The following is a 23,555-nucleotide window of genomic DNA, read 5'->3' as shown; positions in this document are numbered from 1 at the left end:
CGCAACCGCAAACGCTGCATCGCAGCGCCGCGGCCATTCCCGTGGCCGAGGTCAGGGCATGCGCAAGCCGCGCAGCAGCAGGTCCAGCGCCTGCAACGCCTGCGCCAGACGCGGACCATCCGCGGAATCCTGCGCGATCCAGAAGGCGCTTTCGACCAGGCTGCCATTGATCAGCCGCGCCATCGCCTGCGGCGCTGCCTGCTCGATCACGCCCTGGTCCATCATCGTCTGCAGCAGTGCGCCCAGCGAAGCAATGCACTGCTGCTGCGAGCCGTCCGCCGCCGCGCCCAGCACCGCCCGCGCGTCCTGCAGCACGATGCGCCGGATCTCGGGTTCGGCCGCCATCTCCAGATAGGCGCGGCAGCGTCCGCGCAAGGCGCTCCAGGCATCGGGCGCCCGCGCCGCGATGGTGGCCAGGCGCTGGTCCATTTCGCCGTCGATCTGTTCGACCACCGCCGCGAGCAAGCCTTTCTTGTCGCCGAAATGATGGTACAGCGCGCCCCGGGTCAGTCCCGCGGCGGCGGTGAAATCGTCCATCGACGTGGCCGCGTAGCCGGCCTCGCGGAAGGCTTGCCGGGCCGTGGCCAACAATTTGGCGCGGGTGGCTTCTATCATCTCGGCGCGGGAACGCGTCATGCTCCTCTCCAAAGGCATACGGTGCGTATGTAAATTGACATACGCATCGTATGTGAATACGATGCCGCTGTCCATGCCATTCAAGGGTTTCCGGTGTCGAATCCGTATCGCGAGTTGTTCCAGGCGCCCGGCGCCCTGGGGTTTGTCCTGGCTGGCGCCATCGCGCGCCTGCCTCTGCCCATGATCGGCATAGGCATCATCACGATGTTGTCCGAGGTGCGCGGCGCCTATGCGCTGGCGGGCGGCGTCGCGGCCACGTTCGCCTTGGCCACGGCCTTGCTGGCTCCGCGGATTTCCCGTCTGGTGGATCGTCATGGCCAGGGCAGGGTGCTGCCCGTGGCGGCGGGCCTGAGCGTCGCGGGACTGCTCGGCCTGGCGGCCTGCGTGCAATGGGGAGCGCCCGACTGGACTCTGTTCCTCTTTGCCGCGCTGACGGGCGCCTTGCCCAGCATGCCGGCGATGATACGCGCGCGCTGGACCGAGATCTTCAGGGACCAGCCGCAGTTGCGTACCGCCTATGCGCTGGAGTCCGTGGCCGACGAGCTGAGTTTCATTGTCGGTCCGCCGCTGGCCGTCGGGCTGAGCGTCCTGTTCTTTCCCCAGGCCGGCCCCTTGTTCGCCGCCTTGCTGCTGGCGGTGGGCGTCACGGCCTTCGTCCTGCAGCGCGCCACGGCGCCCGCGGTGCGCTTCAGGCAGGAGGGGCGCCAGGCGTCGGTGCTGCGTATGCCTCCCATGCTATCCCTGCTTGCGATGATGGCCGCCATGGGTGTCATCGTGGGCACCATCGATGTATTGAGCGTCGCCTTCGCCCGCCAACAGGGCTTTCCGGCCGGCGCCAGCCTGGTGCTGTCCTCCTATGCCCTGGGCTCCTGCGTCGCCGGCCTGGTGTTCGGCGTGCTGAAGTTCCGGATGCCGCTCGCCCGCCTGCTGGTGGTCGCGGCGGCGGTCACGGCGTTCACCACGATTCCGCTGCTGTTGGTGAACGACCTGCTCACCCTGGCGCTGGGCGTGCTGCTGGCCGGTCTGTCCTTCGCGCCGACCATGATCATCGCGATGGCGTTGGTGGAAGGCAGCGTGCCTGGCCATCGCCTGACGGAGGGCCTGACCTGGCTAGTGACCGGCCTGGGCGCAGGCGTCGCGGCGGGCGCGGCGCTGGCAGGCTGGGTGGTCGACCATCATGGCGTGGGCGCGGGGTTCTGGACGGCGGTAGGCGCGGGGACGATCGTGCTGTTGGCCGCCCTGCCGGCCGGGCGCGGCCGCGTGGCAGGACGTGCCGGCGCCTGAGGCGGCGGATCGATAGAATGGCAGCTTCGGCGCCTGATCAGGCGCGCCGCCCGGAGATGCTCATGTCCAGAACCGTCGTCAATCCCGATACCGTGCCCAACACCGTGCAATACGGTTTCAGCCAGGCCGTCATCGTCACGGGGCGGCGCCGCATGCTGCTGTCCGGCCAGGTTGGCGTCGATGCCAATGAACGCACCGCGGGGCCGGGCCTGCAGGAGCAGACCGAGGCCGCGCTGGACAATGTCGAGCGCGTGCTCGCCGCGGCGGGCGGCACGCTGGCGCAGGTCATCATGCTGCGCATCTACATCTGCGAAACGGCCAGGGAAGATCAGGAAGTCATCGCCCAGGCGCTGCGCGACCGCTTCAAGAAGGATCCCCCGCCGTCGTCCTGGGTCATCGTCAGCGGCCTGTCGTTGCCGGAATGGCTGATCGAGATCGAGGCGGAGGCCATGCTGGACTAGCCGCGCCAGGGCGCCGCGGCAAAGGCGGCGCGCAGATGAGCCAGGAAACCCGCCGTCCGCGCGGGCAACTCCTGGCGCGATTTGACCAGGGCCACCACGTCGGCCGACGGCAGGCTCCAGCCGGGCAGCAGGGACACCAGCGCGCGCGTCTGCAAATGCGCCGCCACGTCCCATTCCGACCGCACCATGATGCCGTGCCCGGCCAGCGCCCATTCCACGGCGGTTTCGCCCGCGTTGCTCGATAGCACCGGCGCAACGCGCACCCCCACGGCCGGCCCGCGCCCATGCTTGAAGCGCCACAAGGTCACATCTTCATCGTTCTCGCGCAGCGCGATGCAGTCGTGCCCGCGCAAATCCTCGGGCTTGGCGGGAGCGCCGTGGCGCGCCAGGTAGGCGGGCGACGCACACAGGATCCGGCGGTTGGGCGCCAGCGGGTAGGCGACCAAGGTCGAATCGCGCAGCTCGCCGATATGGATCATCACATCCCAGTCGTCGGAAGCCAGCCGCGGGGGCCCGTCGGACAGCGTCAGGCTGGCGGTGACGTCCGCGCTCTGGCTGCGGAATTCCGCAACTAGCCCGGCGATATAGCGCTGGCCGAATCCCAGCGGGGCGACCACGCGCAGATGGCCCGCCACCACGCCCCGGCGGCCCGCCAGTTCGTCGGCCAGGTCGCCCAACTCGCCGCAGATCTGTTCCGCCCGCAAGGCCAGCAGCCGGCCTTCGTCGGTCAGCGCGGTGCCTCGTCCCGAGCGGTTGACCAGCCTGACGCCCAGCCGCTTCTCAAGCGTGTGCAGCCTCTGGGTGACGGCGGGCGGGGTCACGTCCAGCGCGCGCGCCGCTTCGGCCAGCGAGCGGGTCGCTGCCAGGCTGAGGAAGAAGCGCAGGTCTTCAGTCGTAATCATGCAGGCATGGATTAATGGATGATTAAGTCCAGATTAAACACGCGGAACTGCCGCCGCGCCATACTTCAGCCATTCCGATCCGCCATGCCGAGAGCGCCATGAACCAGAACGCCACGCCTTCCTCCCTCGATACCCTCGACACGCCATGCCTGCTGCTGGATGAAACGCGCATGACGCGCAACATCGAGCGCCTGAACGCGCTGATGGCCGGGCACGGCGTGCAACTGCGCCCGCACCTGAAGACGCCCAAATCCATCGACGTCGCGCGCCGGCTCATGTCTTCGCCGCAGGGACCCGCGGCAGTGTCCACGCTGCAGGAAGCCGAGCAGTTCGCGGCCGCCGGCGTCACCGACCTGCTTTACGCCGTGGGCGTGTCGCCCGCCAAGCTGGACCGCGTGCTGGCGTTGCGGCGGCGCGGCGTGGATCTCACGGTGGTGGTGGACAGCCTGGAGGCGGCGCGCGCCGTCGCCCAGCGGGGGCGGGAAGCGGGCGACGCCATCCCCGCGCTGATCGAGATCGACTGCGACGGCCACCGCGCTGGTGTGCAGCCGGGCAACACGGCGCAGCTGCTGGCGATCGCGCGGGTCTTGCACGAGGACGGCGCGTGCCTGAGGGGCGTCATGACGCACGCCGGCGAGTCCTACGGCTGCGACAGCGTCCAGGCCATTGCCGATATGGCCGAGCAGGAGCGCCTGGCAGCCGTCACCTGCGCCGGGGCGATCCGCCAGGCCGGCCTGCCATGTCCGGTAGTCAGCGTGGGGTCCACGCCCACCGCGCATTTCGCCCGCAAGCTCGATGGCGTGACGGAAGTCCGCGCCGGCGTGTACGTATTCTTCGATCTGGTGATGGCCGGGCTGGGCGTGTGCTCGGTGGATGACATTGCCACCACCGTTTTGACGACCGTGATCGGCCATCAGCCCGACAAGGGCTGGATCCTGGTCGACGCCGGATGGATGGCCATGTCGCGCGACCGGGGCACCGCCAGGCAGCGGGTGGACCAGTTGTACGGCCTGGTGTGCGATGCGGACGGCACGGTCTATCCCGACCTGCTGCTGGCCGAGACCAACCAGGAGCAGGGCATCATCAAAGTGCGTCCGGGCAGCGGCGCGGCCCTGCCCGAGCTGCCCTTGGGCGCGAAGCTGCGCATCGTGCCCAACCACGCCTGCGCCACCTGCGCCCAGCACGAAGCCTACGAGGTCGTGCGCCCGGGTTCGCCCGAAGTGGTGGCGCATTGGGAACGTTTTCGCGGCTGGTAGCCGTCATTCCAGAGGAGGCATGCATGGAACTCATCCATACGCATCAGGCCACGCCGCCCGCCGGCCACTATTCGCAGGCGGTCCGAGCCAACGGCTTCATCTTCGTCTCGGGGCAGTTGGGATTCCTGCCGCCTGCGGCCCCGGGAGCACGGCCCGTGCTGGCCAGCGGCGCGGCTGCCCAGACCCGGGAGGCGCTGCGCAGCGTCCGCGCCATCCTGGAAGCGGCCGGCGCTTCGCTGGCCGCCGTCGCCAGCGTGACGGTGTACATCCCGGACGTGGCGCTGTGGGACGAGGTCAACGGAGTGTACGAACTGTGTTTCGGCGATCACCGGCCCGCGCGGGCCATCGTGCCCACCCGCGAGCTGCACTACGGCGCCCTGGTCGAGATCAGCGTGGTCGCCGTGGCCTAGAGGTCGGGGCCGCTCCTGCGGCGCCGCGCCGCGCGGACGCGTCCGAGGCGGCGCCTATAATGCCTGCGCCTCAATACCTTCGGGGGAGACCGTCCGCATGCAGTACGAATACCTGTTCTGGTCCATGGCCGCGATGGTGGCGGCGGCGTTGGCTGGCGGCTCGCTTTGCGGCCGCCTGGGCTCCGTCAAGCATGTGCTGCTGGGGGTTGCCGCACTGGCGGCGGCGGTGGGCGTGGCGGTGTTCCTGTTGTCCCGCCACGGCGGCTTCAGCGACCTGTCGGCGATGCTGTCGATCGCCGCTTTCATGTTCAGCCTGGTGATCGGCGCCGCCGCGTCGCTGCTGACGCGGCGCATCCTGCTGCGCCGCTGAGCCTGGCGCCTTATTCTTCCGCGTCGAAATCCTCGTCGTCTTCGTCGTCCTCATCCTGCTCCAGGGCGTCGTAGCCCTTCCAGGTGATGCGCCAGCGCGTCGCGCCAGCCGTGGCTGCGGTCTCGCTGATCTGCTTGACCAGGCCCGCGTCTTCCAGCAGGTCCAGGTGGTGTGCGATCAGCTGCAGGCCCTGCTCTTCGGGGTGCGGCGCCAAGGCCACGTTCTTGATGTCGTGCGTGCTCAGGTTGGGGCCCGGGGCATCGCGCAGGGCGCCCAGGATAGTGACGACCAGATCGAAATCGCGTTGCATGATGTCCACCATTCATTGGGGGTAAAAGATAGGGCGACGATAGCAGAGATCCATTGCGGCCACGCGACAGGCAGCGCGGCCGGGTTACAGTCCAGGGTTCTCGACAACCGATACATGCAGATCCCATGAAGAAACCCGCAGAACGCGATTGCCTCGCGCTGATTCCCGGCTATACGGGCCAAGCCGCCAAGCTTTTTCTTACCCGCAGCGAGGATGGCCACATCGACGGCGTGACCGTGTTCGACCTGCTTGGCCACATCAAGCTGCAGGGCGATGCCGACGCTGCGGCGGCCTGGGTCGGCGACTGGCTCGCCCAGGAGGCCGACAACCGCAAGGCCCGCCGCACGCAGCTGCTGGCGCAGATGTTCATCTGCAAACTCGCCGGCGAGGAGAAGGACGCCTTCCTGGCGGCGCAGAAGCCGCTGCTCCGCGCGCTGGCCGACGCCGGGGTGCGCGCCCGCTCCGTCGCCGCCACCTCGGGGGCCGCGCGGCAGTCACTTGGTCCTACTGTCAAGAAGTATTAGCCCAAGGCTGTTATAGTCGCGCCTGGGCGTGCAAGTGCACCTGCAAGGTGCGTGCCCAGGCGGGTAGCGCCCGCAAATCAAGGAAGATGGATCATGGAAATAGTAAGTCGGCAGGTTGCCGACATAGCGGGCGGCGTCGAGCTGCACACCACGCTGGATGGCGAGAGCATCAGCGTCTACGTCGTAGATGGCGTGACGGATCTCAATGCGATCGCAGACATCGTGCCGCGTGAAAAGGTCGAAGCTGGGGCTGACATACACGCCTCTAGTGTCGACAATGTTGATAATGCGCAAGAACAGATCGACCAAGTCCTGGAGAATATGAATCCCGGCGACGTGGCGGTTTTCCTTTGCTCGGGCCCCGATGCTTTTGGCGCGGCGCTCGATCTGCTGGGTTTACCTATCGACGAGTAAGCCTGGCGGCAAACCAAAGTGCTAGCCCGAACGGCGTATGAAGAAATCCTCGTACGCGGGCAGGCGGCATTTATATAAGCCTTGATTGTTTGTTTATGATGCGTGGGTGTAAACACCTATGCAGGACTTCTTATTGCCTATGAAAATGTGTGAAATCCGCGTGCAGTTTCTCTTTGTTGCATTATTGGCACGCATTTTTTAGGATTATGTTGACTTGTGAGGGGAACCTAACGATAGTGTCGGCACACGATCACAAGCGTTGCGATTTTCGTTCAGTGCCGTGCCTTTTCCGGCTCAGCGTTATTGTTCTACTGTCCCCTCCTTGATTGATTCGTGACCTCCGGGCATTTGCCCATTATCTCTAGGAAATACAGTATGGAAACCGGCGTCGTCAAGTGGTTCAACTCGGAAAAGGGCTATGGCTTCATCACCCCGGAAGCGGGTGGTAAGGATCTGTTCGCTCACTTCTCCGAAATTCAGGGCTCGGGCTTCAAGTCTCTGGAAGAGAACCAGCGCGTCAGCTTTGTGACGGCCAATGGCCCCAAGGGCCCGCAAGCCACGAAGATCCAGGTCCTGTAAGGGTCTGAGTTTTCGGTAGAAGCCCCTTCGTGGGGCTTTTTTGTTTTCTGCGGCAGCCTTTCCTAAACATGGAAAGTATCTGTTCGCCAGTAATCTCAGGGTAATCCCTAGATTACGATAATTGCTCATGTCGAAGTCGCACCCGATTCATTCATCTGGTGTATTGGCGCTAATACCGGCACGCGTCTCTGTTATTGTCGGCCTTGCCCAGACTTCAGGATCCGCGTTCTCATGACTTCATCTTTCCCCACGCAGATTGCACCGCAAGCCCAGGACGTGGTCGCGTTTTGGCTCGATGCCGGTCCGCAGCAATGGTTCAGCAAGAATGCGGAGTTCGATGCGGCCTTCCGTGCCCGTTTCGAAGCCGCCCACATGGCAGCCGCGGCGCGCCAGCTGGATGCGTGGCTGGACGACGCCACGGGCGCGCTGGCGCTGATGATTCTGCTGGACCAGTTCCCCCGCAATGCCTACCGCGGCACCGCGCATATGTTTGCCACGGACCCGCTGGCCCAGTATTTCGCCGACCGCGCCATTGCCGCGGGCCATGATCTGACGGTGGACCCGCAGTTGCGCCCGTTCTTCTATCTGCCATTCGAGCATGCCGAAAACCTCGCGGCGCAGAATCGCGGCGTGGCCCTGATGGAGCCGCTGGATGCCGATACCCTGCGTTGGGCGGTCCTGCATCGCGACATCATCAAGCGCTTTGGCCGCTTTCCCCATCGCAACGCCGCGCTCGGCCGGCAGACCTCGCAGGCGGAGCAGGAATTCCTCGATTCCGGCGGCTTCGCCGGATAGCGGTGTCGCGGCTGCGGGCAAGGGCTGCTTGAACGGCGGCGCGGCATCAGGTATCCGCTTGTGTCCACGCGTGGCAAGTTGAAAATTCCAGGCGGATGGCGGCAGTGCAAACCCTTGCCCGGCCTTGCTTTCCGCTGCTTTTGGCGCGTCGTCAAACTTGTGGATGTTTGACGTTTTTCAGGGTTCGCCAATACACTGGGTTTAGCGAGATTTTCAAGCGACGCGGTCTGCGTTTCACTTGTCGCCGTCAGTGGTACTGCGGTTGCTTCCTCTCCCATCCTTGATGATCTGGCGCCCCGCGAGCAATCGCTTTTTCTAGGTTCAAGGACATTCCATGGCAACCGGCATCGTTAAGTGGTTCAACGCCGAAAAGGGTTATGGCTTCATCATGCCCGACGACGGTAGCAAGGATCTTTTCGCTCACTACTCGGAGATCCGCAGCGAAGGCTATAAGTCGCTGCAGGAGAACCAGCGCGTCACCTTCGAGGTCGGTACCGGCCCCAAGGGTCCCAGCGCAAAGAACATCAAGGTAGCGGCCTGACCTTCGCAGGGCAGCGCCCCGGGCCGGCCCGGCGCTCCGCCCAAAAAAAAAGCCCCCGCACGCAATGTGCGGGGGCTTTTTTTGTTCCTGTGACTCCGGGGCGTCCCGCAAGGTGGGCGCGACACGCGGGAGATTGATTTGGCGTCAGTGCTTGGCGTGGTTGGCAGGCGGGGTGGCCAGCTTGTCGACCAGCGCGATTCCCAGCGCCGACAGGATGAACAGCGCGTGGATGACGGTCTGCCACATCACGCCGGCCTCGGAGAAGCGCGCGTTGGGCGTGCCCAGCGTCCCGGCTTCAATAAAGGTGCGCAGCAGGTGGATCGAGGAGATGCCGATGATGGCCATCGCCAGTTTGACCTTGAGCACGCTGGCGTTCACGTGGCTGAGCCATTCCGGTTGGTCCGGGTGGCCCTGCAGACGCAGGCGGGACACGAAGGTTTCGTAGCCGCCCACGATCACCATGACCAGCAGGTTCGAAATCATCACCACGTCGATCAGGCCCAGCACCAGCAGCATGATCTCCATTTCGCCGAAACTGCTGGCGTGCGTCACCAGGTGCCACAGCTCTTTCAGGAACAGCATGACGTAGACGCCTTGCGCGACGATCAGGCCCAGGTACAGGGGCAGTTGCAGCCAGCGCGAGCTGAAGATGAGGCTGGGCAGCAAGCCCAGGCGGGGAGGGGTGTTGGAGTTCATTTGTGGGTGCGAGCCGAATGGTATGTGCGAAAAAGGCGGGCGCAATTCTATCAATGCCGCGTTGCCGCAGATATCAGTTTTTTTAAGAGTGATCCGGTCCGGCGCAAGCGCCAGCTAGCATGACTGCGCGGATCTTGTTGGGGTTTTATGTAAGGAAAGCTGGCATTTGCGAAACTGTGTGGCGAAACGCTTTGTGTGCATTGGTCGTATATAGAATTGCGGCCTCGTTCGCATAGAGCCAGTAAAGAGGAGTTTGTTCCCATGAAGATCCGCTACACCGTTGCCGCCTTGAGCGTTGCGCTCGCCCCTTTCTCCGCCTCCCAGGCTTTGGACATCGGCGGCCTGGTCGGCGCCGGCAGCAAGGTTGTTCAGGCTGCCACGCTGAGCGATGCCGAAATCAAGACCCTGTCGGACAAGGCTTGCGCGCAAAGCGATTCGCAGGAAAAGATTGCCGCTCCCGGCAGCAAGTACGACGCCCGCCTGCAGAAGATCGCCAAGCAACTGGGCGGCACGGTCAACGGCCAGAAGGCCAGCTACAAGGTCTACGTCACCAAGGATGTCAACGCCTGGGCCATGGCCAACGGCTGCATCCGCGTCTACAGCGGCCTGATGGACATGATGACCGACGATGAAGTGCTGGGCGTGGTGGGCCACGAAATCGGCCACGTCGCGCTGGGCCACAGCAAGAAGGCAATGCAGACCGCCTACACGGTTTCCGCCGCGCGCGACGCCGCCAATGCGGCAGGCGGCGCTACCGTGGCCGCGCTGAGCTCGTCGCAACTGGGCGACCTGACCGAGAAGTTCATCAACGCGCAATTCTCGCAATCGCAGGAAAGCGCTGCCGATGATTATTCCTTCGACCAGTTGCAGGCCAAGGGTCTCAATACCCGCGGCCTGGTGACGGCCTTCCAGAAGCTGGCCGAACTGGACGGCGGCAAGAGCGATATGATGAGCTCCCACCCGTCCTCGGCCAAGCGTGCGCAGCACATCGAAGAGCGCATCGCCAAGGCCAAGTAAAGCGTCCGTACAGGCGTTTCTCCTCCCATCCCGGGTGGAAAACGGGGCGCGAGTATCCGGACTTATCCGGGTGCTCGCGCCCCTTTGCGTCAGGGGTCCGGAAGTTTCCGGTAAAATGCCGCGTTTATCCGCCCGTCATCTCTTTATCTCTCGGAAAATAGGTCTTTTAATGCAGCCTGTGGTTGAAACCCTCTCCGGCCTGGAGCGCCGTGTTGATCTGGCCGTCTCGGTGGCCGACGTCGAAAAGGAAGTCCAGGCGCAATTGAAGCGCGTGGCGCGGACCGCCAAGGTCCCCGGCTTCCGTCCTGGCAAGGCTCCGCTTGCCATGCTCGAGCGCAGCCATGGCCCCGGCATCCGCTACGACGTGATCAATGGCCAAGTTGGCCGTGCCTTTGAACAAGCCGTCGACGGCGCCAAGCTGCGCGTCGCTGGCGCCCCGAACCTCGAACCCAAGACCGACGGCGTTGCCGACGACACGCTGGCGTTTACCGCCACGTTCGAGGTCTATCCCGAAGTCGCCGTGCCCGACCTGTCGACCCTGGCCGTGACCCGCTACGAAACGGCCGTCACCGACGCCGAAGTGCAGCAAACGCTGGATGTCCTGCGCAAGCAGCGCGCCACGTTCGAAGCCCGTGAAGGCCGCGCCTCGCAAGACGGCGACCGCGTCACGCTGGACTTTGCCGGCACCATCGACGGCGTGCCGTTCGAAGGCGGCAAGGCCGAAGATTTCCCGTTCGTGCTCGGCCAAGGCCGCATGCTGCCGGAATTCGAGGAAGCCGCCCGCGGCCTGAAGGCTGGCGAAAGCAAGGTCTTCCCGCTCAAGTTCCCCGATGACTACCAAGGCAAGGAAGTCGCCGGCAAGACCGCCGAATTCACCATCACCGTCAAGGAAGTGGCTGAAGGCGTGCTGCCTGAACTGAACAGCGAATTCGCCAAGTCCCTCGGCCAGGCCGAAGGCGACGTCGAAAAGCTGAAGGCCGACATCCGCAGCAACATCGAGCGCGAAGTCAAGGTCCGCTCGGCTGGCCGTACCAAGTCCAGCGTCATGGACGCCCTGGTCGAAGCCGGCAAGTTCGATGTGCCGAAGGCCCTGGTCGACAACGACGTGCAAGGCCGCGTCGCCGCTGCCCGCGAAGAGCTCAAGCAGCGCGGCATCCCGAACGCCGAGTCCGTGCCGATCCCGGCTGAAGCCTTCGCCACCGAATCCGAGCGCCGTGTGCGCCTGGGCCTGCTGGTGTCGGAACTGGTCAAGCAAGCCCAGCTGCAAGCCAAGCCCGAGCAAGTTCGCGCGCGTATCGAAGAGTTCGCCGAGAACTACGAACAACCCGCCCAGGTTGTCAGCTATTACCTGGCTGACCGCCAGCGTCGTGCTGAAATCGAGGCTATCGTGCTGGAAGACAATGTCGTCGCGCACGTGCTGGAAAAGGCCAAGGTCACCGAAGAGAAGGTGCCTTTCGATCAGTTGATGGGGATGGCGTAACACTATGCAGAGATTCACCGATTTCTATGCGGCAATGAATGGCGGGTCTTCGGTGACCCCCACCGGCCTGGGCTACATTCCCATGGTGATCGAGCAGTCGGGGCGCGGCGAGCGCGCCTACGACATCTATTCGCGTCTGCTCCGCGAGCGGCTCATTTTCCTGGTGGGCCCGGTCAACGACGCAACGGCCAACCTGGTCGTGGCGCAGTTGCTGTTCCTGGAATCGGAGAATCCTGACAAGGACATTTCCCTGTACATCAACTCGCCCGGCGGGTCGGTGTATGCGGGAATGGCCATCTTTGACACCATGCAGTTCGTCAAGCCGGACGTGTCCACCCTGTGCACCGGCCTGGCTGCCAGCATGGGCGCGTTCCTGCTGGCCGCAGGCAAGAAGGGCAAGCGTTTCACCCTGCCCAACTCGCGCATCATGATTCACCAGCCCTCGGGCGGCGCCCAAGGGCAGGCTTCGGACATCCAGATCCAGGCTCGCGAGATCCTGGACCTGCGCGAACGCCTGAACCGCATCCTGGCTGAAAACACCGGCCAGACCATGGAACGCATCGGCATAGACACGGAGCGTGACAACTTCATGTCGGCCGAAGATGCGGTATCGTATGGACTGGTGGACAAGGTGATGACCTCCCGTTCGGAAGGCTGACTTCCAGGTTTGATCTGACCCGCTGCCATCATGTTTGAGTAAGCGCATGCGCTAGGCTATGTTCCAGCCTGGCGCATCTTTACCTGAGATACGAAAGAAATATGCCTGAAAAAAAGGGATCGGCAGACGCAAAAGTGCTGCATTGCTCGTTTTGCAATAAAAGCCAGCATGAAGTCCGCAAGCTGATCGCGGGTCCGTCGGTATTCATCTGCGATGAATGCATAGACTTGTGCAACGACATCATCCGCGAGGAGGCGCAAGCCACCGCGCGCGCGGCGATTCGTTCCGAACTGCCCACTCCGGCTGAAATCAAGACCTTCCTCGACCAGTACGTCATCGGGCAGAACTCGCCCAAGCGCATGCTGGCCGTGGCCGTCTACAACCATTACAAGCGCATCCGCCACGGCGAGATCAAGGGCGACGAAGTCGAGCTCTCCAAGAGCAACATCATGCTGATCGGCCCCACCGGGTCGGGCAAGACGCTCCTGGCCCAGACGCTGGCGCGCATGCTGAACGTGCCCTTCGTCATGGCTGACGCCACCACGCTGACCGAAGCCGGTTACGTGGGTGAAGACGTCGAGAACATCATTCAGAAGTTGCTGCAGAACTGCAACTACGAAGTGGAGAAGGCGCAGCGCGCCATCATCTACATCGACGAAATCGACAAGATTTCCCGCAAGTCCGACAACCCGTCCATCACCCGCGACGTGTCGGGCGAGGGCGTGCAGCAGGCCTTGCTGAAGCTGATCGAAGGCACGGTTGCTTCGGTGCCCCCGCAGGGTGGCCGCAAGCACCCCAACCAGGATTTCGTCCAGGTCGACACGACCAACATCCTGTTCATCGTGGGCGGCGCCTTCGACGGACTGGAAAAGGTCATCCGCGACCGTACCGAAAAATCGGGCATCGGCTTTTCGGCCTCGGTGCGCGCCAAGTCGGAACGCGGTGTGGGCGAGCTGTTCTCCGAAGTCGAACCGGAAGACCTGATCAAGTTCGGCTTGATTCCCGAGCTGGTCGGCCGTCTGCCTGTGGTCGCCACCCTGGACGAGCTGGACGAAGCGGCCCTGGTGCAGATCCTGACCGAGCCCAAGAACGCCTTGCTCAAGCAATTCCAGAAGCTGTTCGCCATGGAAGGCGCCGAGCTCGACGTGCGGCCCGCCGCTCTCAAGGCAATCGCCCGCAAGGCGCTGCGCCGCAAGACAGGCGCGCGCGGCCTGCGTTCCATCATCGAGCAGGCCCTGCTCGACACCATGTATGACCTGCCTTCCCAGGGCAACGTCAAGCGTGTGGTGCTGGACGAGGGCGCCATCGAAGGCGAGGGCAAGCCATTGCTCATCTACGCCGACGAGGACGCGGCTGCCGACAAGCCAGAACGCGGAGAAGTCCGCGATGCCGCAGCCTGATATTTCAAGAAAGCCCGTTCCTGTAACGGGTTTTTTTGCCTAAGGCGCATTCCCGGGTGCAAACACGCTTTTCCCGCAGGCGCGAGGCTTGCATACTGAGAGTGCCGCCCCGGGGTTTTTTCCAGCCTTTGGGTTATCCGGGCGCCGAGATCTTGAATTTTCGGCTATTGTTCCCATAACAGACGTAACCGACGTGAATGGTCCGGGTATACCCGGGTCTCCCGTCCCCGATACGCCGAGTCATACCGAGGAACCTCCTATGTCTGCCAGCCAGACCCTGCCTTCCGACCCGATCGACCTGCCTTTGCTCCCACTGCGCGATGTCGTGGTGTTTCCGCACATGGTCATCCCGCTGTTCGTCGGCCGTCCGCGCTCTATCCGCGCGCTCGAGGTTGCGATGGAAGCGGGCAAGAGCATCATGCTGGTGGCCCAGAAATCCGCCGGCAAGGATGATCCCACCCCCGAAGACGTCTACGAGATCGGCTGCGTAGCCGGCATCCTGCAGATGCTCAAGCTGCCCGACGGCACCGTCAAGGTGCTGGTCGAAGGCACGCAGCGCGCCCGCATCAACAGCATCGAAGACGCTGATTCGCACTTCACCTGCCAGGTGAGCCCGATCGAACCGGATGCCATGCAAGGCTCCGAGACCGAGGCTCTGCGCCGCGCCATCGTGGCTCAGTTCGAGCAATACGTAAAACTGAACAAGAAGATCCCCCCGGAGATCCTGACCTCGCTGGCTGGTATCGATGATGCCGGACGCCTGGCCGACACGATCGCCGCGCATCTTCCCCTGAAGCTCGAGCAGAAGCAGAAGATGCTCGAGATTGTCGGCACCTCCGAACGCCTCGAAGGCCTGCTCACGCAACTCGAAACCGAAATCGACATTCTCCAGGTCGAAAAGCGGATTCGCGGGCGCGTGAAGAAGCAGATGGAAAAGAGCCAGCGCGACTACTACCTGAATGAACAGGTCAAGGCCATTCAGAAGGAGTTGGGCGAAGGCGAAGAGGGCGCGGACATTGAAGAGCTCGAAAAGAAGATCATCGCTGCCCACATGCCCAAAGAGGCGCGCAAGAAGGCCGATGCCGAGCTCAAGAAGCTCAAGCTCATGTCGCCCATGTCGGCCGAAGCCACCGTGGTGCGCAATTACATCGATACGCTCATCAACCTCCCCTGGAGGAAGAAGAGCAAGATCAACAATTCCATCAGCAACGCGGAAACGGTGCTGGACAACGACCACTATGGTCTGGAAAAGGTCAAGGAACGGATCCTGGAATACCTTGCCGTGCAACAGCGCGTGGACAAGGTGAAGGCGCCCATCCTGTGCCTGGTCGGCCCTCCTGGCGTGGGCAAGACCTCGCTCGGCCAATCCATCGCCAAGGCCACGAACCGCAAGTTCGTGCGCATGGCGCTGGGCGGTGTGCGCGACGAAGCCGAAATCCGCGGCCATCGCCGTACGTACATCGGCTCCATGCCTGGCAAGATCGTCCAGAACATGTCCAAGGTCGGCGTGCGCAATCCCCTGTTCCTGCTCGATGAAATCGACAAGCTGGGCATGGATTTTCGTGGCGACCCCTCGTCGGCGCTGCTCGAGGTGCTGGATCCGGAACAGAACCATACGTTCCAGGACCACTACATCGAAGTCGACTTCGACCTGTCCGACGTGATGTTCGTGGCCACCAGCAACACGCTGAACATTCCGCCGGCCCTGCTGGACCGCATGGAAGTGATCCGCCTTTCCGGCTACACCGAGGAAGAGAAGATCCACATCGCCCGCGACCATCTGCTGCCCAAGCTGCTGAAGAACAACGGCGTGAAGGATAGCGAATTGTCGGTCGACGACAGCGCGCTGCGCGACATCGTGCGCTACTACACCCGGGAAGCCGGCGTGCGTGCGCTCGAGCGCGAAGTGGGCAAGATCTGCCGCAAGGTCATCAAGCAATTGCTGACCCAGAACGATCGCGCCAAGGCCGAAGGCAAGACCGTCGAGGTCAAGCCGGTCAATGTCACGGGCGAGAACCTGAGCGATTTCCTGGGCGTGCGCCGCTACACCTTCGGCATGGCCGAAAAGGAAAACCAGATCGGTCAGGTTACCGGCCTGGCCTGGACCGAAGTCGGCGGCGACCTGCTGACGATCGAAGTCGCGGACATGCCGGGCAAGGGCGTCATCCAACGCACCGGTTCGCTGGGCGACGTGATGAAGGAGTCGGTCGAAGCGGCCCGTACGGCGGTGCGTTCCCGCGCCCGCCGCCTGGGTTTCGCCGACAGCGTCTTTGAAAAGCACGACATGCACGTGCACGTGCCGGAAGGCGCGACGCCCAAGGACGGTCCGTCCGCCGGCATCGCGATTACGACGGCCATGGTGTCGGCCTTGTCGCGCATCCCGGTGCGCGCCAATGTCGCCATGACGGGCGAAATCACGTTGCGCGGTGAAGTCCTGCCCATCGGCGGCCTGAAGGAAAAGCTGCTTGCGGCTCACCGTGGCGGCATCAAGACGGTCTTGATTCCGGAAGAAAACGTCAAGGATTTGGCGGAGATCCCGGACAACGTCAAGAACCACCTTGAGATCGTGCCGGTGCGCTGGATCGACAAGGTGCTGGAAATGGCTCTGGAGCGCCTGCCGGAGCCCCTGGCCGAGGAAGAGGCCGTCAAGGAACCCCTGGTGGCCAAGCCTGCCGAACCCGGCTCGACCGATCCGGTACTCAAGCACTGATGAACGCCTGGAGGACGCCGCCTGCAGGTGGCGTTTCTCCAAAATAGGGCCTTCAACAAAAAACCCCGCCAAGAAAATCGGCGGGGTTTTTTTTATGCAGTGCGCGGACGCGGAGCGCCAGGGTCTAGTGCAAGGCGTGTGTGCGGATCAGGCCTACGGCAATGCCTTCCAACGCAAAATCCTGGCCGGCTTCGACCACGATGGGTTCGAAGTCTGGGTTTTCGGGCAGGAGTTCGATGTGGCCGTTCTGGCGCTGCAGGCGCTTGACCGTGACGTCGTCGCCCAGGCGGGCCACCACGATCTGGCCGTTGCGGGCCTCCGAGGCTTTTTTTACTGCGAGCAGATCGCCTTCCAGGATGCCGGCGTCGCGCATGCTCATGCCGCGGACCTTGAGCAGGTAGTCGGGCGCCTGGGCGAACAGGTTGGGGTCCACGCCCACTTCGCGTTCGACATGTTCGGCGGCCAGGATGGGGCTGCCTGCGGCGACGCGGCCGACCAGGGGCAACAGCAATTGCGCTAAACCCGGCATCGGCAGCGAGCTCTGCGTGGAGGCAGGGGAGGCGTCTTTCAGGCGGATGCCGCGGGAGGCGCCCGCCGTCAGTTCGATGGCGCCCTTGCGCGCCAACGCCTTGAGGTGATCTTCCGCTGCATTGGGGGAACGGAAACCCAGGGCCAGGGCGATTTCGGCGCGTGTCGGCGGGAAGCCGGTACGTGCGACGGTCTGCCTGATGAGGTCCAGGATTTGTTGTTGGCGATCAGTGAGTTTGCTGGCCATGGCGATGATCCGGTGCTAGCGGACTGTACATATATACAGCGCCATTCTGGGGGACGCAGCGCAAAAAAGCAAGCCGGCCCGAGCCAAAAGAAAAGGCCGGCCCAAGCCAAAAGAAACTGCCGGCTCGAGCCAAAAGAAAAACGGGACCCGAAGGTCCCGTTCCTGGCGGCAGGCCCGGACGGGCCTGCGCACGGCAAGCGGCCTTAAAGCACTGCTGCGATGCCCTTGGCGACCTTGTCGATGTTGCCGCTGTTCAGCGCGGCGACGCAGATGCGGCCGCTGGACACGGCGTAGACGCCATGCTCTTCGCGCAGGCGGTCCACTTGCGCGGCGGTCAGGCCCGAGTACGAGAACATGCCGCGCTGCTGCAGCACGAAGCTGAAGTCCTGCTTGCCGCCGTGTTCCTTGATCTTGTCGACCAGCTGCTTGCGCATTTCGCGGATACGGTCGCGCATGCCGGCCAGTTCCTCTTCCCACATGGCGAAGAGCTCAGGCGTGTTCAGGACCGTCGACACCACCGTGCCGCCGTGCGTGGGCGGGTTGGAGTAGTTGGTGCGGATCACGCGCTTGAGCTGGCTCAGCACGCGTGTGGCTTCGTCCTTGCTGCCGGCCACGACCGTCAGCGCGCCCACGCGTTCGCCGTACAGCGAGAACGACTTCGAGAACGACGAGCTGATGAACATGGTCAGGTCCAGATCGGCGAACATGCGCACGACCGAGGCGTCTTCGGTCAGGCCATCGCCGAAGCCCTGGTAGGCGATGTCCAGGAACGGGACCAGCTTGTTTTCCTTGACGACGGCGGCGATCTGCTGCCACTGGTCGGCGGTGGGATCGACGCCGGTGGGGTTGTGGCAGCAGGCATGCAGCACGACGACGGTCTTGGCCGGCGCGGCCTTCAGGTCGGCCAGCATGGCGTCGAAGTTCAGGCCGCGGGTGGCGGCGTCGTAGTACGAATAGGTGCCGACCTCGAAACCGGCGCGCTCGAACAGGGCGCGGTGGTTCTCCCAGCTGGGATCGCTGATCAGGACCTTGGAGGTCGGCAGCAGCTGACGCAGGAAGTCGGCGCCAATCTTCAGCGCGCCGGTTCCGCCCAGGGCTTGGGTGGTCAGCACGCGGCCGGCGGCGGCCAGTGCCGAGTCCTTGCCCAGCAGCAGGGCTTGCGCGCCGGTGTTGTAGCCGGCGATGCCCTCGATCGGCAGGTAGCCGCGGGCGGCGGCGGCCTCGATGCGGGCGGCTTCGGCCTTGCGCACCGCGCCCAGCAGGGGAATGCGACCCTGATCGTCGTAGTACACGCCCACGCCCAGATTCACCTTACCGGGACGCGTATCAGCGTTGTATTGTTCGTTCAGGCCAAGAATGGGGTCGCGCGGCGCGAGTTCGACGGAATCGAAAAGGGTGCTCATGGGAGTCTGATGAGGTGGGTGGACGCAGTACGGGCTGCTGTGGATAATGAGGGGTTTACCCTGGAAGAGTCTAGCATGCCTAAGAGCGCAATAGACCCGATTACGGCGGGGGCTGTGGCCAACCCAGCAGTGACCCCGGCAGTGACCCCGGCGGCCGATCCCGCGGCGGCATTGACCGTGGCGGATCCGTCCGCGCCAGGCCCCGGATTCATCGACTTCCCGGGCAGTCCGTTTCATCTGTACCAACCCTATCCGCCGGCGGGGGATCAGCCCACCGCCATTGAAGGGCTGACGCAGGGGGTAGAGGACGGCCTGATGTTCCAGACGCTTTTGGGCGTGACGGGCTCGGGCAAGACCTACACCATGGCCAACGTGATCGCCCGCATGGGGCGCCCGGCGCTGGTGCTGGCTCCCAATAAGACGCTGGCCGCCCAGTTGTACGCCGAGATGCGGGAGTTCTTCCCGAAGAACGCCGTCGAGTACTTTGTTTCGTATTACGACTACTACCAGCCTGAAGCCTACGTCCCGACGCGCGACCTGTTCATCGAGAAGGATTCGTCCATCAATGAACATATCGAGCAGATGCGGCTGTCGGCGACCAAGAGCCTGCTGGAGCGCCGCGACACCATCATCGTGGGCACGGTGTCGTGCATCTACGGTATCGGCAACCCGGGCGACTACCATGCCATGGTGCTGATCCTGCGCGCTGGGGATCAGATCGCCCGCCGCGAGATCCTGGCGCGCCTGGTCGCCATGCAGTACACGCGCAACGACGCCGAGTTCACCCGTGGCGTCTTCCGGGTGCGCGGCGAGACGATCGACATCTTCCCGGCGGAAAGCCCGGAACTGGCGCTGCGCCTGACGCTGTTCGACGACGAAATCGAAAGCCTGGAACTGTTCGATCCGCTGACTGGGCGCATCCGCCAGAAGCTGCCGCGTTTCACCGTCTATCCCGGTTCGCACTACGTCACGCCGCGCGATACCGTGCTGCGCGCCATCGAAACCATCAAGGAAGAGCTGCGCGAACGCGTCAAACGCTTCGTCGACGACGGCCATCTGGTCGAGGCCCAGCGGCTGGAGCAGCGCACCCGTTTCGACCTGGAAATGCTGCAGGAACTGGGGTTCTGCAAGGGCATCGAAAACTACTCCCGCCACCTGTCGGGCGCGGCGCCGGGCGAACCTCCGCCTACCTTGATCGACTACCTGCCGTCCGATGCCCTCATGTTCATCGACGAAAGCCACGTCACCATCGGGCAGCTGGGCGGCATGTACCGCGGCGACCGTGCGCGCAAGGAGACGCTGGTGCAGTACGGCTTCCGGCTGCCCTCGGCGCTGGACAACCGGCCCTTGAAGCTCGAGGAGTTCGAGGCCCGCATGCGCCAATGCGTATTCGTATCGGCCACACCGGCTGCCTACGAGAAGGAACATACCGACAACGTCGTGGAGCAAGTCGTCCGGCCTACCGGCTTGGTGGACCCGCTGGTCGAGGTTCTGCCGGCCCGCACGCAGGTGGACGATCTGCTCGGGCAGATCAAGGCGCGCGTCTCGCAAGCTGAGCGCGTGCTGGTTACCACCCTGACCAAACGCATGGCCGAGGACCTGACGGACTTCCTCGGCGAACACGGGGTGAGGGTGCGCTACCTGCACTCGGATATCGACACCGTGGAGCGTGTGGAAATCATCCGCGACCTGCGCCTGGGCACCTTCGACGTGCTGGTAGGGATCAACCTGCTGCGCGAAGGATTGGACATTCCCGAGGTCTCGCTGGTCGCGATCCTGGACGCCGACAAGGAAGGCTTCCTGCGCTCGGAGCGCAGCCTGATTCAGACGATCGGACGGGCGGCGCGCAACCTGAACGGCCACGCCATTCTCTATGCCGACCGCATCACGGATTCGATGCAGCGCGCCATGGAGGAAACCAGCCGCCGGCGCGCCAAGCAGCAGAAATTCAACGCCGATCATGGCATCACCGCCAGGGGCGTGCAGAAGGCCGTGCGCGAACTGATCGATGGTGTGGTCGCGCCGACGCAGCACGATGCGCTCGAGGCGGCGGTGCCGGCCGAATTCCTGAAGGACGAAAAGGCCTTGGCGCGCGAGATCAAGCGCCTGGAGAAACTGATGATGGACCATGCGCGGAACCTGGAGTTCGAGCAGGCTGCGGCCGCTCGCGATGCCTTGACCGCGCTGAAGCAGCGGGTGCTGCTGGATGGGGCGGTGTAGGGCGCGCTAATGTATCTTGTTGTTTCTATTGCCTGACTGATTGCTGAATTGATCAAAAATCTGTTGCGTTGCAATCAAGCTGTCGCAAACAGACGGATTCCCCGGGTCCGGTGTTCAAGCGCTGGATCCGGATTAAATCATAAGTATCTGATTTTTATGAATTAATAATGGGTTTGCATTGGCCCAACCCGAATCTCGCAGGCGCAAAAAAAGCTTGCCTTATCTCGGGTTTTCCCGCACACTTACTTCCATGATGACCAAGGTACTTTTCGTTTGCATGGGCAATATCTGTCGCTCGCCGAGCGCAGAGGGCGTGTTTCGCCATTTGGTGAACGACGCGGGTTTGGGCGATGTGGTTCGCATCGACTCCGCGGGCACGCACGCGTTTCACATCGGCGAGGCGCCTGATGCCCGGGCGCAGGCCGCAGCGCGCAAGCGCGGCTACGAGATCACGCACTGCGAAGCGCGTCAGGTCACCGCGGAAGATTTCCGCGATTTCGACCTGATCCTCGCCATGGACTGGGACAATCTGTCCGCCATGCAGCAGCAGTGCCCCAAGGCCTACCAGCACAAGCTGATGCTGCTGATGCGCTTTGCCAACGAGTTCGAAGAGGCCACCGTGCCCGATCCGTACTATGGCGGCGCCGATGGTTTCGGCAAGGTGTTGGACTACCTGGAAGACGCCTGTCAGGGTGTGCTTGAACTGGTGCGCAAGCGCGCTACCCAGTACCAGGCGGCGTGATCCGCTTTTGCCGCAGGGCCGCCCGCCAGGCGGTTCTCGGAGGTGCTTGGCAGTGAAAGAACCGCGCAGATGCGCGGTTTTTTCTAGCCGGGAGCCATACCAAATTAGTCGGGAATAGGCTATACTTGAGCCAATTACTCGGGTATTGACCGCTGGATTCGCCTGCGGCCATTGCCGAATCACAGGGAACCTACCATGCGGCTAACTACCAAGGGGCGTTTCGCCGTGACTGCCATGATCGATCTGGCTATGCGGCAGCATAGCGGCCCGGTCACTCTAGCGGCCATCAGCCAGCGTCAGAATATTTCGCTGTCCTACCTGGAACAGCTGTTCGGGAAACTGCGTCGCCACGAACTCGTGGACAGCGTGCGCGGTCCCGGCGGCGGCTATTCGCTCGCACGCCTGGCCCGCAACGTTACCGTTGCCGACATCATCTTTGCCGTCGACGAACCCCTGGACGCTACCAGCTGCGGCGGCAAGCGGGACTGTACGAGCGGCAACGACGGCAAGCCGGGCAAGTGCATGACGCACGAACTCTGGGCTACGTTGAATCGCAAGATGGTGGATTACCTGGATTCGGTGTCCCTGCAAGATCTGGTTGATCAGCAGCGCGTGCGCCAATTGCAGGAAGCCAACAATCAAGCGCAGGCTTGCGCGGTGCGTGTGAACCGGGTGGGGGGCGCCGCAAGCGCCGCCAACGCCCCGGCCGCGACCGTCGCTGCCAACGCCACCGTATAAGCAGTATCAGGAGTTGTAGAAATGACCACCCGCCCGATCTATCTTGATTATTCGGCCACGACGCCCGTCGACCCCCGCGTCGTGGACAAGATGGTGCCCTGGCTGTACGAGAACTTCGGCAACCCGGCTTCGCGCAGCCATGCGTTTGGCTGGGAATCCGAAGAAGCCGTCGAACGCGCCCGCGAAGAAGTCGCCAAGCTGGTCAACGCTGACCCGCGCGAAATCGTCTGGACCTCCGGCGCGACCGAGTCCAACAACCTGGCGATCAAGGGCGCCGCGAACTTTTACTCCGAACGCGGCAAGCACATCGTCACCGTCAAGACCGAGCACAAGGCCGTGCTGGACACCTGTCGCGAACTCGAGCGCCAGGGCTTCGAGGTGACCTACCTGGACGTCAAGGACAACGGCCTGATCGACCTGGACACCTTCAAGGCCGCGCTGCGCCCCGATACCGTGCTGGTGTCGGTGATGATGGTGAACAACGAAATCGGCGTGATCCAGGACGTGGAAACCCTGGGTGAAATCTGCCGCGAGAAGGGCATCATCTTCCACGTGGACGCCGCGCAGGCGACTGGCAAGGTGGCCATCGACCTGCAAAAGCTCAAGGTCGACCTGATGTCGTTCTCCGCCCACAAGACCTACGGTCCCAAGGGCATCGGCGCGCTGTACGTGCGCCGCAAGCCGCGCATCCGCATCGAAGCGCAAATGCACGGCGGCGGCCATGAGCGCGGTTTCCGCTCGGGCACGCTGGCCACGCACCAGATCGTCGGCATGGGCGAGGCCTTCCGCCTGGCCCGCGAGGAAATGGGCACCGAGAACGAACGTATCCGCATGCTGCGCGACCGCCTGTGGGCAGGCCTGTCGCAGATCGAAGAGGTCTACCTCAATGGCGACATGGACCAGCGCGTTCCGCACAACCTGAATGTCAGCTTCAACTATGTCGAAGGCGAATCCCTGATCATGGCGATCAAGGAATTGGCCGTCTCCAGCGGCTCGGCCTGCACCTCGGCCAGCCTGGAACCGTCCTACGTGTTGCGGGCCCTGGGCCGCAACGACGAGTTGGCGCACAGTTCGATCCGTTTCACGCTGGGCCGTTTCACGACCGAAAAGGAAGTGGACTACGCCATCGAACTGCTCAAGAGCCGCGTCGGCAAGCTGCGCGATATGTCGCCGCTGTGGGAAATGGCCAAGGAAGGCATCGACTTGAACACCGTGCAGTGGGCTGCGCACTAAG

At 63.5% G+C, this 23,555-nt stretch carries 25 protein-coding genes; 19 read left to right on the top strand and 6 right to left on the bottom strand.

The window, feature by feature from the left end; all coding sequences use genetic code 11:
• Positions 1–51: 51 nt before the first annotated feature.
• The gene (locus IPU70_RS01605; protein ID WP_207464401.1) at positions 52–636 is read right to left on the bottom strand and encodes a TetR/AcrR family transcriptional regulator; all 585 of its coding nucleotides are present in this window, start codon (positions 634–636) and stop codon (positions 52–54) included.
• Between the two features lie 93 nt (positions 637–729).
• On the opposite strand from IPU70_RS01605, the gene IPU70_RS01600 reads away from it, so the two are divergent.
• Together IPU70_RS01600 and IPU70_RS01595 are read left to right on the top strand one after the other, a co-directional pair.
• Positions 730–1,920, top strand: a complete 1,191-nt coding sequence (locus IPU70_RS01600; protein ID WP_207464399.1) for an MFS transporter — start codon at positions 730–732, stop codon at positions 1,918–1,920.
• Positions 1,921–1,982: 62 nt separating this feature from the next.
• Entirely contained in the window at positions 1,983–2,381 is a 399-nt protein-coding gene (locus IPU70_RS01595) for a RidA family protein (protein ID WP_207464397.1), read from the top strand.
• On the opposite strand, the gene IPU70_RS01590 is transcribed toward IPU70_RS01595, so the two are convergent.
• A complete protein-coding gene (locus IPU70_RS01590) occupies positions 2,378–3,283 on the bottom strand; it encodes a LysR family transcriptional regulator (RefSeq protein WP_207464394.1) in 906 nt (301 codons plus the stop codon). The two genes, IPU70_RS01595 and IPU70_RS01590, sit on opposite strands and share 4 nt — an antisense overlap.
• Positions 3,284–3,381: 98 nt before the next feature.
• On the opposite strand from IPU70_RS01590, the gene IPU70_RS01585 reads away from it, so the two are divergent.
• The 3 genes from IPU70_RS01585 (at position 3,382) to IPU70_RS01575 (ending at position 5,319) form a co-directional block, all read left to right on the top strand.
• Positions 3,382–4,539 carry a DSD1 family PLP-dependent enzyme gene (locus IPU70_RS01585; RefSeq protein ID WP_207464392.1) on the top strand — a complete coding sequence of 386 codons (1,158 nt, stop codon included), beginning with the start codon at positions 3,382–3,384 and terminating at the stop codon, positions 4,537–4,539.
• Between the two features lie 23 nt (positions 4,540–4,562).
• Positions 4,563–4,949 carry a RidA family protein gene (locus IPU70_RS01580; RefSeq protein ID WP_207464391.1) on the top strand — a complete coding sequence of 129 codons (387 nt, stop codon included), beginning with the start codon at positions 4,563–4,565 and terminating at the stop codon, positions 4,947–4,949.
• 97 nt (positions 4,950–5,046) lie between these two features.
• A complete protein-coding gene (locus tag IPU70_RS01575) occupies positions 5,047–5,319 on the top strand; it encodes a hypothetical protein (protein WP_207464389.1) in 273 nt (90 codons plus the stop codon).
• A gap of 10 nt (positions 5,320–5,329) precedes the next feature.
• Here IPU70_RS01575 and IPU70_RS01570 read toward each other — a convergent pair whose 3' ends face one another.
• Positions 5,330–5,629 (bottom strand): DUF2513 domain-containing protein, encoded by a 300-nt coding sequence (locus tag IPU70_RS01570; RefSeq protein WP_088141337.1) that lies wholly within the window; start codon positions 5,627–5,629, stop codon positions 5,330–5,332.
• Positions 5,630–5,754: 125 nt separating this feature from the next.
• On the opposite strand from IPU70_RS01570, the gene IPU70_RS01565 reads away from it, so the two are divergent.
• From IPU70_RS01565 to IPU70_RS01545, 5 genes are all read left to right on the top strand, one after another.
• The gene (locus tag IPU70_RS01565; protein ID WP_207464387.1) at positions 5,755–6,153 is read left to right on the top strand and encodes a hypothetical protein; all 399 of its coding nucleotides are present in this window, start codon (positions 5,755–5,757) and stop codon (positions 6,151–6,153) included.
• A 93-nt stretch (positions 6,154–6,246) separates the two neighbouring features.
• Positions 6,247–6,567: a hypothetical protein gene (locus tag IPU70_RS01560; RefSeq protein ID WP_013394609.1), complete on the top strand. Its 321-nt coding sequence runs from the start codon at positions 6,247–6,249 to the stop codon at positions 6,565–6,567.
• Between the two features lie 375 nt (positions 6,568–6,942).
• A complete protein-coding gene (locus IPU70_RS01555) occupies positions 6,943–7,146 on the top strand; it encodes a cold-shock protein (RefSeq protein ID WP_006220190.1) in 204 nt (67 codons plus the stop codon).
• A gap of 231 nt (positions 7,147–7,377) precedes the next feature.
• Positions 7,378–7,941 (top strand): DUF924 family protein, encoded by a 564-nt coding sequence (locus IPU70_RS01550; protein WP_207464385.1) that lies wholly within the window; start codon positions 7,378–7,380, stop codon positions 7,939–7,941.
• 334 nt (positions 7,942–8,275) lie between these two features.
• The gene (locus tag IPU70_RS01545) at positions 8,276–8,482 is read left to right on the top strand and encodes a cold-shock protein (protein ID WP_006225311.1); all 207 of its coding nucleotides are present in this window, start codon (positions 8,276–8,278) and stop codon (positions 8,480–8,482) included.
• A 144-nt stretch (positions 8,483–8,626) separates the two neighbouring features.
• Here the strand turns inward: IPU70_RS01545 and IPU70_RS01540 are convergent, their stop codons facing one another.
• Positions 8,627–9,178, bottom strand: a complete 552-nt coding sequence (locus IPU70_RS01540) for a TIGR00645 family protein (RefSeq protein ID WP_013394607.1) — start codon at positions 9,176–9,178, stop codon at positions 8,627–8,629.
• Positions 9,179–9,439: 261 nt separating this feature from the next.
• On the opposite strand from IPU70_RS01540, the gene IPU70_RS01535 reads away from it, so the two are divergent.
• The 5 genes from IPU70_RS01535 to lon all read left to right on the top strand — a co-directional run bounded on the left by IPU70_RS01535 (position 9,440) and on the right by lon (position 16,443).
• Positions 9,440–10,195 (top strand): M48 family metalloprotease, encoded by a 756-nt coding sequence (locus tag IPU70_RS01535; RefSeq protein WP_013394606.1) that lies wholly within the window; start codon positions 9,440–9,442, stop codon positions 10,193–10,195.
• A gap of 169 nt (positions 10,196–10,364) precedes the next feature.
• Complete coding sequence (gene tig, locus IPU70_RS01530; RefSeq protein WP_013394605.1) at positions 10,365–11,675, top strand: trigger factor; 1,311 nt, start codon at positions 10,365–10,367, stop codon at positions 11,673–11,675.
• Between the two features lie 4 nt (positions 11,676–11,679).
• On the top strand, positions 11,680–12,333 hold the full coding sequence (gene clpP / locus IPU70_RS01525; RefSeq protein ID WP_013394604.1) for an ATP-dependent Clp endopeptidase proteolytic subunit ClpP: 654 nt from the start codon (positions 11,680–11,682) through the stop codon (positions 12,331–12,333).
• Positions 12,334–12,434: 101 nt separating this feature from the next.
• Entirely contained in the window at positions 12,435–13,733 is a 1,299-nt protein-coding gene (gene clpX / locus IPU70_RS01520) for an ATP-dependent Clp protease ATP-binding subunit ClpX (protein ID WP_013394603.1), read from the top strand.
• Between the two features lie 259 nt (positions 13,734–13,992).
• Positions 13,993–16,443 (top strand): endopeptidase La, encoded by a 2,451-nt coding sequence (lon, locus tag IPU70_RS01515; RefSeq protein ID WP_207464384.1) that lies wholly within the window; start codon positions 13,993–13,995, stop codon positions 16,441–16,443.
• Positions 16,444–16,567: 124 nt separating this feature from the next.
• On the opposite strand, the gene lexA is transcribed toward lon, so the two are convergent.
• Together lexA and IPU70_RS01505 are read right to left on the bottom strand one after the other, a co-directional pair.
• Positions 16,568–17,218: a transcriptional repressor LexA gene (gene lexA, locus IPU70_RS01510; RefSeq protein WP_207464383.1), complete on the bottom strand. Its 651-nt coding sequence runs from the start codon at positions 17,216–17,218 to the stop codon at positions 16,568–16,570.
• 203 nt (positions 17,219–17,421) lie between these two features.
• A complete protein-coding gene (locus IPU70_RS01505; RefSeq protein WP_207464382.1) occupies positions 17,422–18,621 on the bottom strand; it encodes an amino acid aminotransferase in 1,200 nt (399 codons plus the stop codon).
• A gap of 75 nt (positions 18,622–18,696) precedes the next feature.
• Between IPU70_RS01505 and uvrB the strand changes: the two genes are divergently transcribed.
• The 4 genes from uvrB to IPU70_RS01485 all read left to right on the top strand — a co-directional run bounded on the left by uvrB (position 18,697) and on the right by IPU70_RS01485 (position 23,554).
• Entirely contained in the window at positions 18,697–20,841 is a 2,145-nt protein-coding gene (gene uvrB / locus IPU70_RS01500) for an excinuclease ABC subunit UvrB (RefSeq protein ID WP_242702250.1), read from the top strand.
• Between the two features lie 250 nt (positions 20,842–21,091).
• Complete coding sequence (locus tag IPU70_RS01495) at positions 21,092–21,583, top strand: low molecular weight protein-tyrosine-phosphatase (protein WP_006386176.1); 492 nt, start codon at positions 21,092–21,094, stop codon at positions 21,581–21,583.
• 195 nt (positions 21,584–21,778) lie between these two features.
• On the top strand, positions 21,779–22,321 hold the full coding sequence (gene iscR, locus IPU70_RS01490) for a Fe-S cluster assembly transcriptional regulator IscR (protein WP_013394598.1): 543 nt from the start codon (positions 21,779–21,781) through the stop codon (positions 22,319–22,321).
• Positions 22,322–22,342: 21 nt separating this feature from the next.
• Positions 22,343–23,554: an IscS subfamily cysteine desulfurase gene (locus IPU70_RS01485; RefSeq protein WP_207464381.1), complete on the top strand. Its 1,212-nt coding sequence runs from the start codon at positions 22,343–22,345 to the stop codon at positions 23,552–23,554.
• Position 23,555 lies beyond the last annotated feature (1 nt).

Source organism: Achromobacter sp. SD115 (genome assembly GCF_017355315.1).
Lineage (GTDB): Bacteria > Pseudomonadota > Gammaproteobacteria > Burkholderiales > Burkholderiaceae_B > Achromobacter > Achromobacter xylosoxidans_B.
This window is presented reverse-complemented; position numbering and strand designations above follow the sequence as displayed.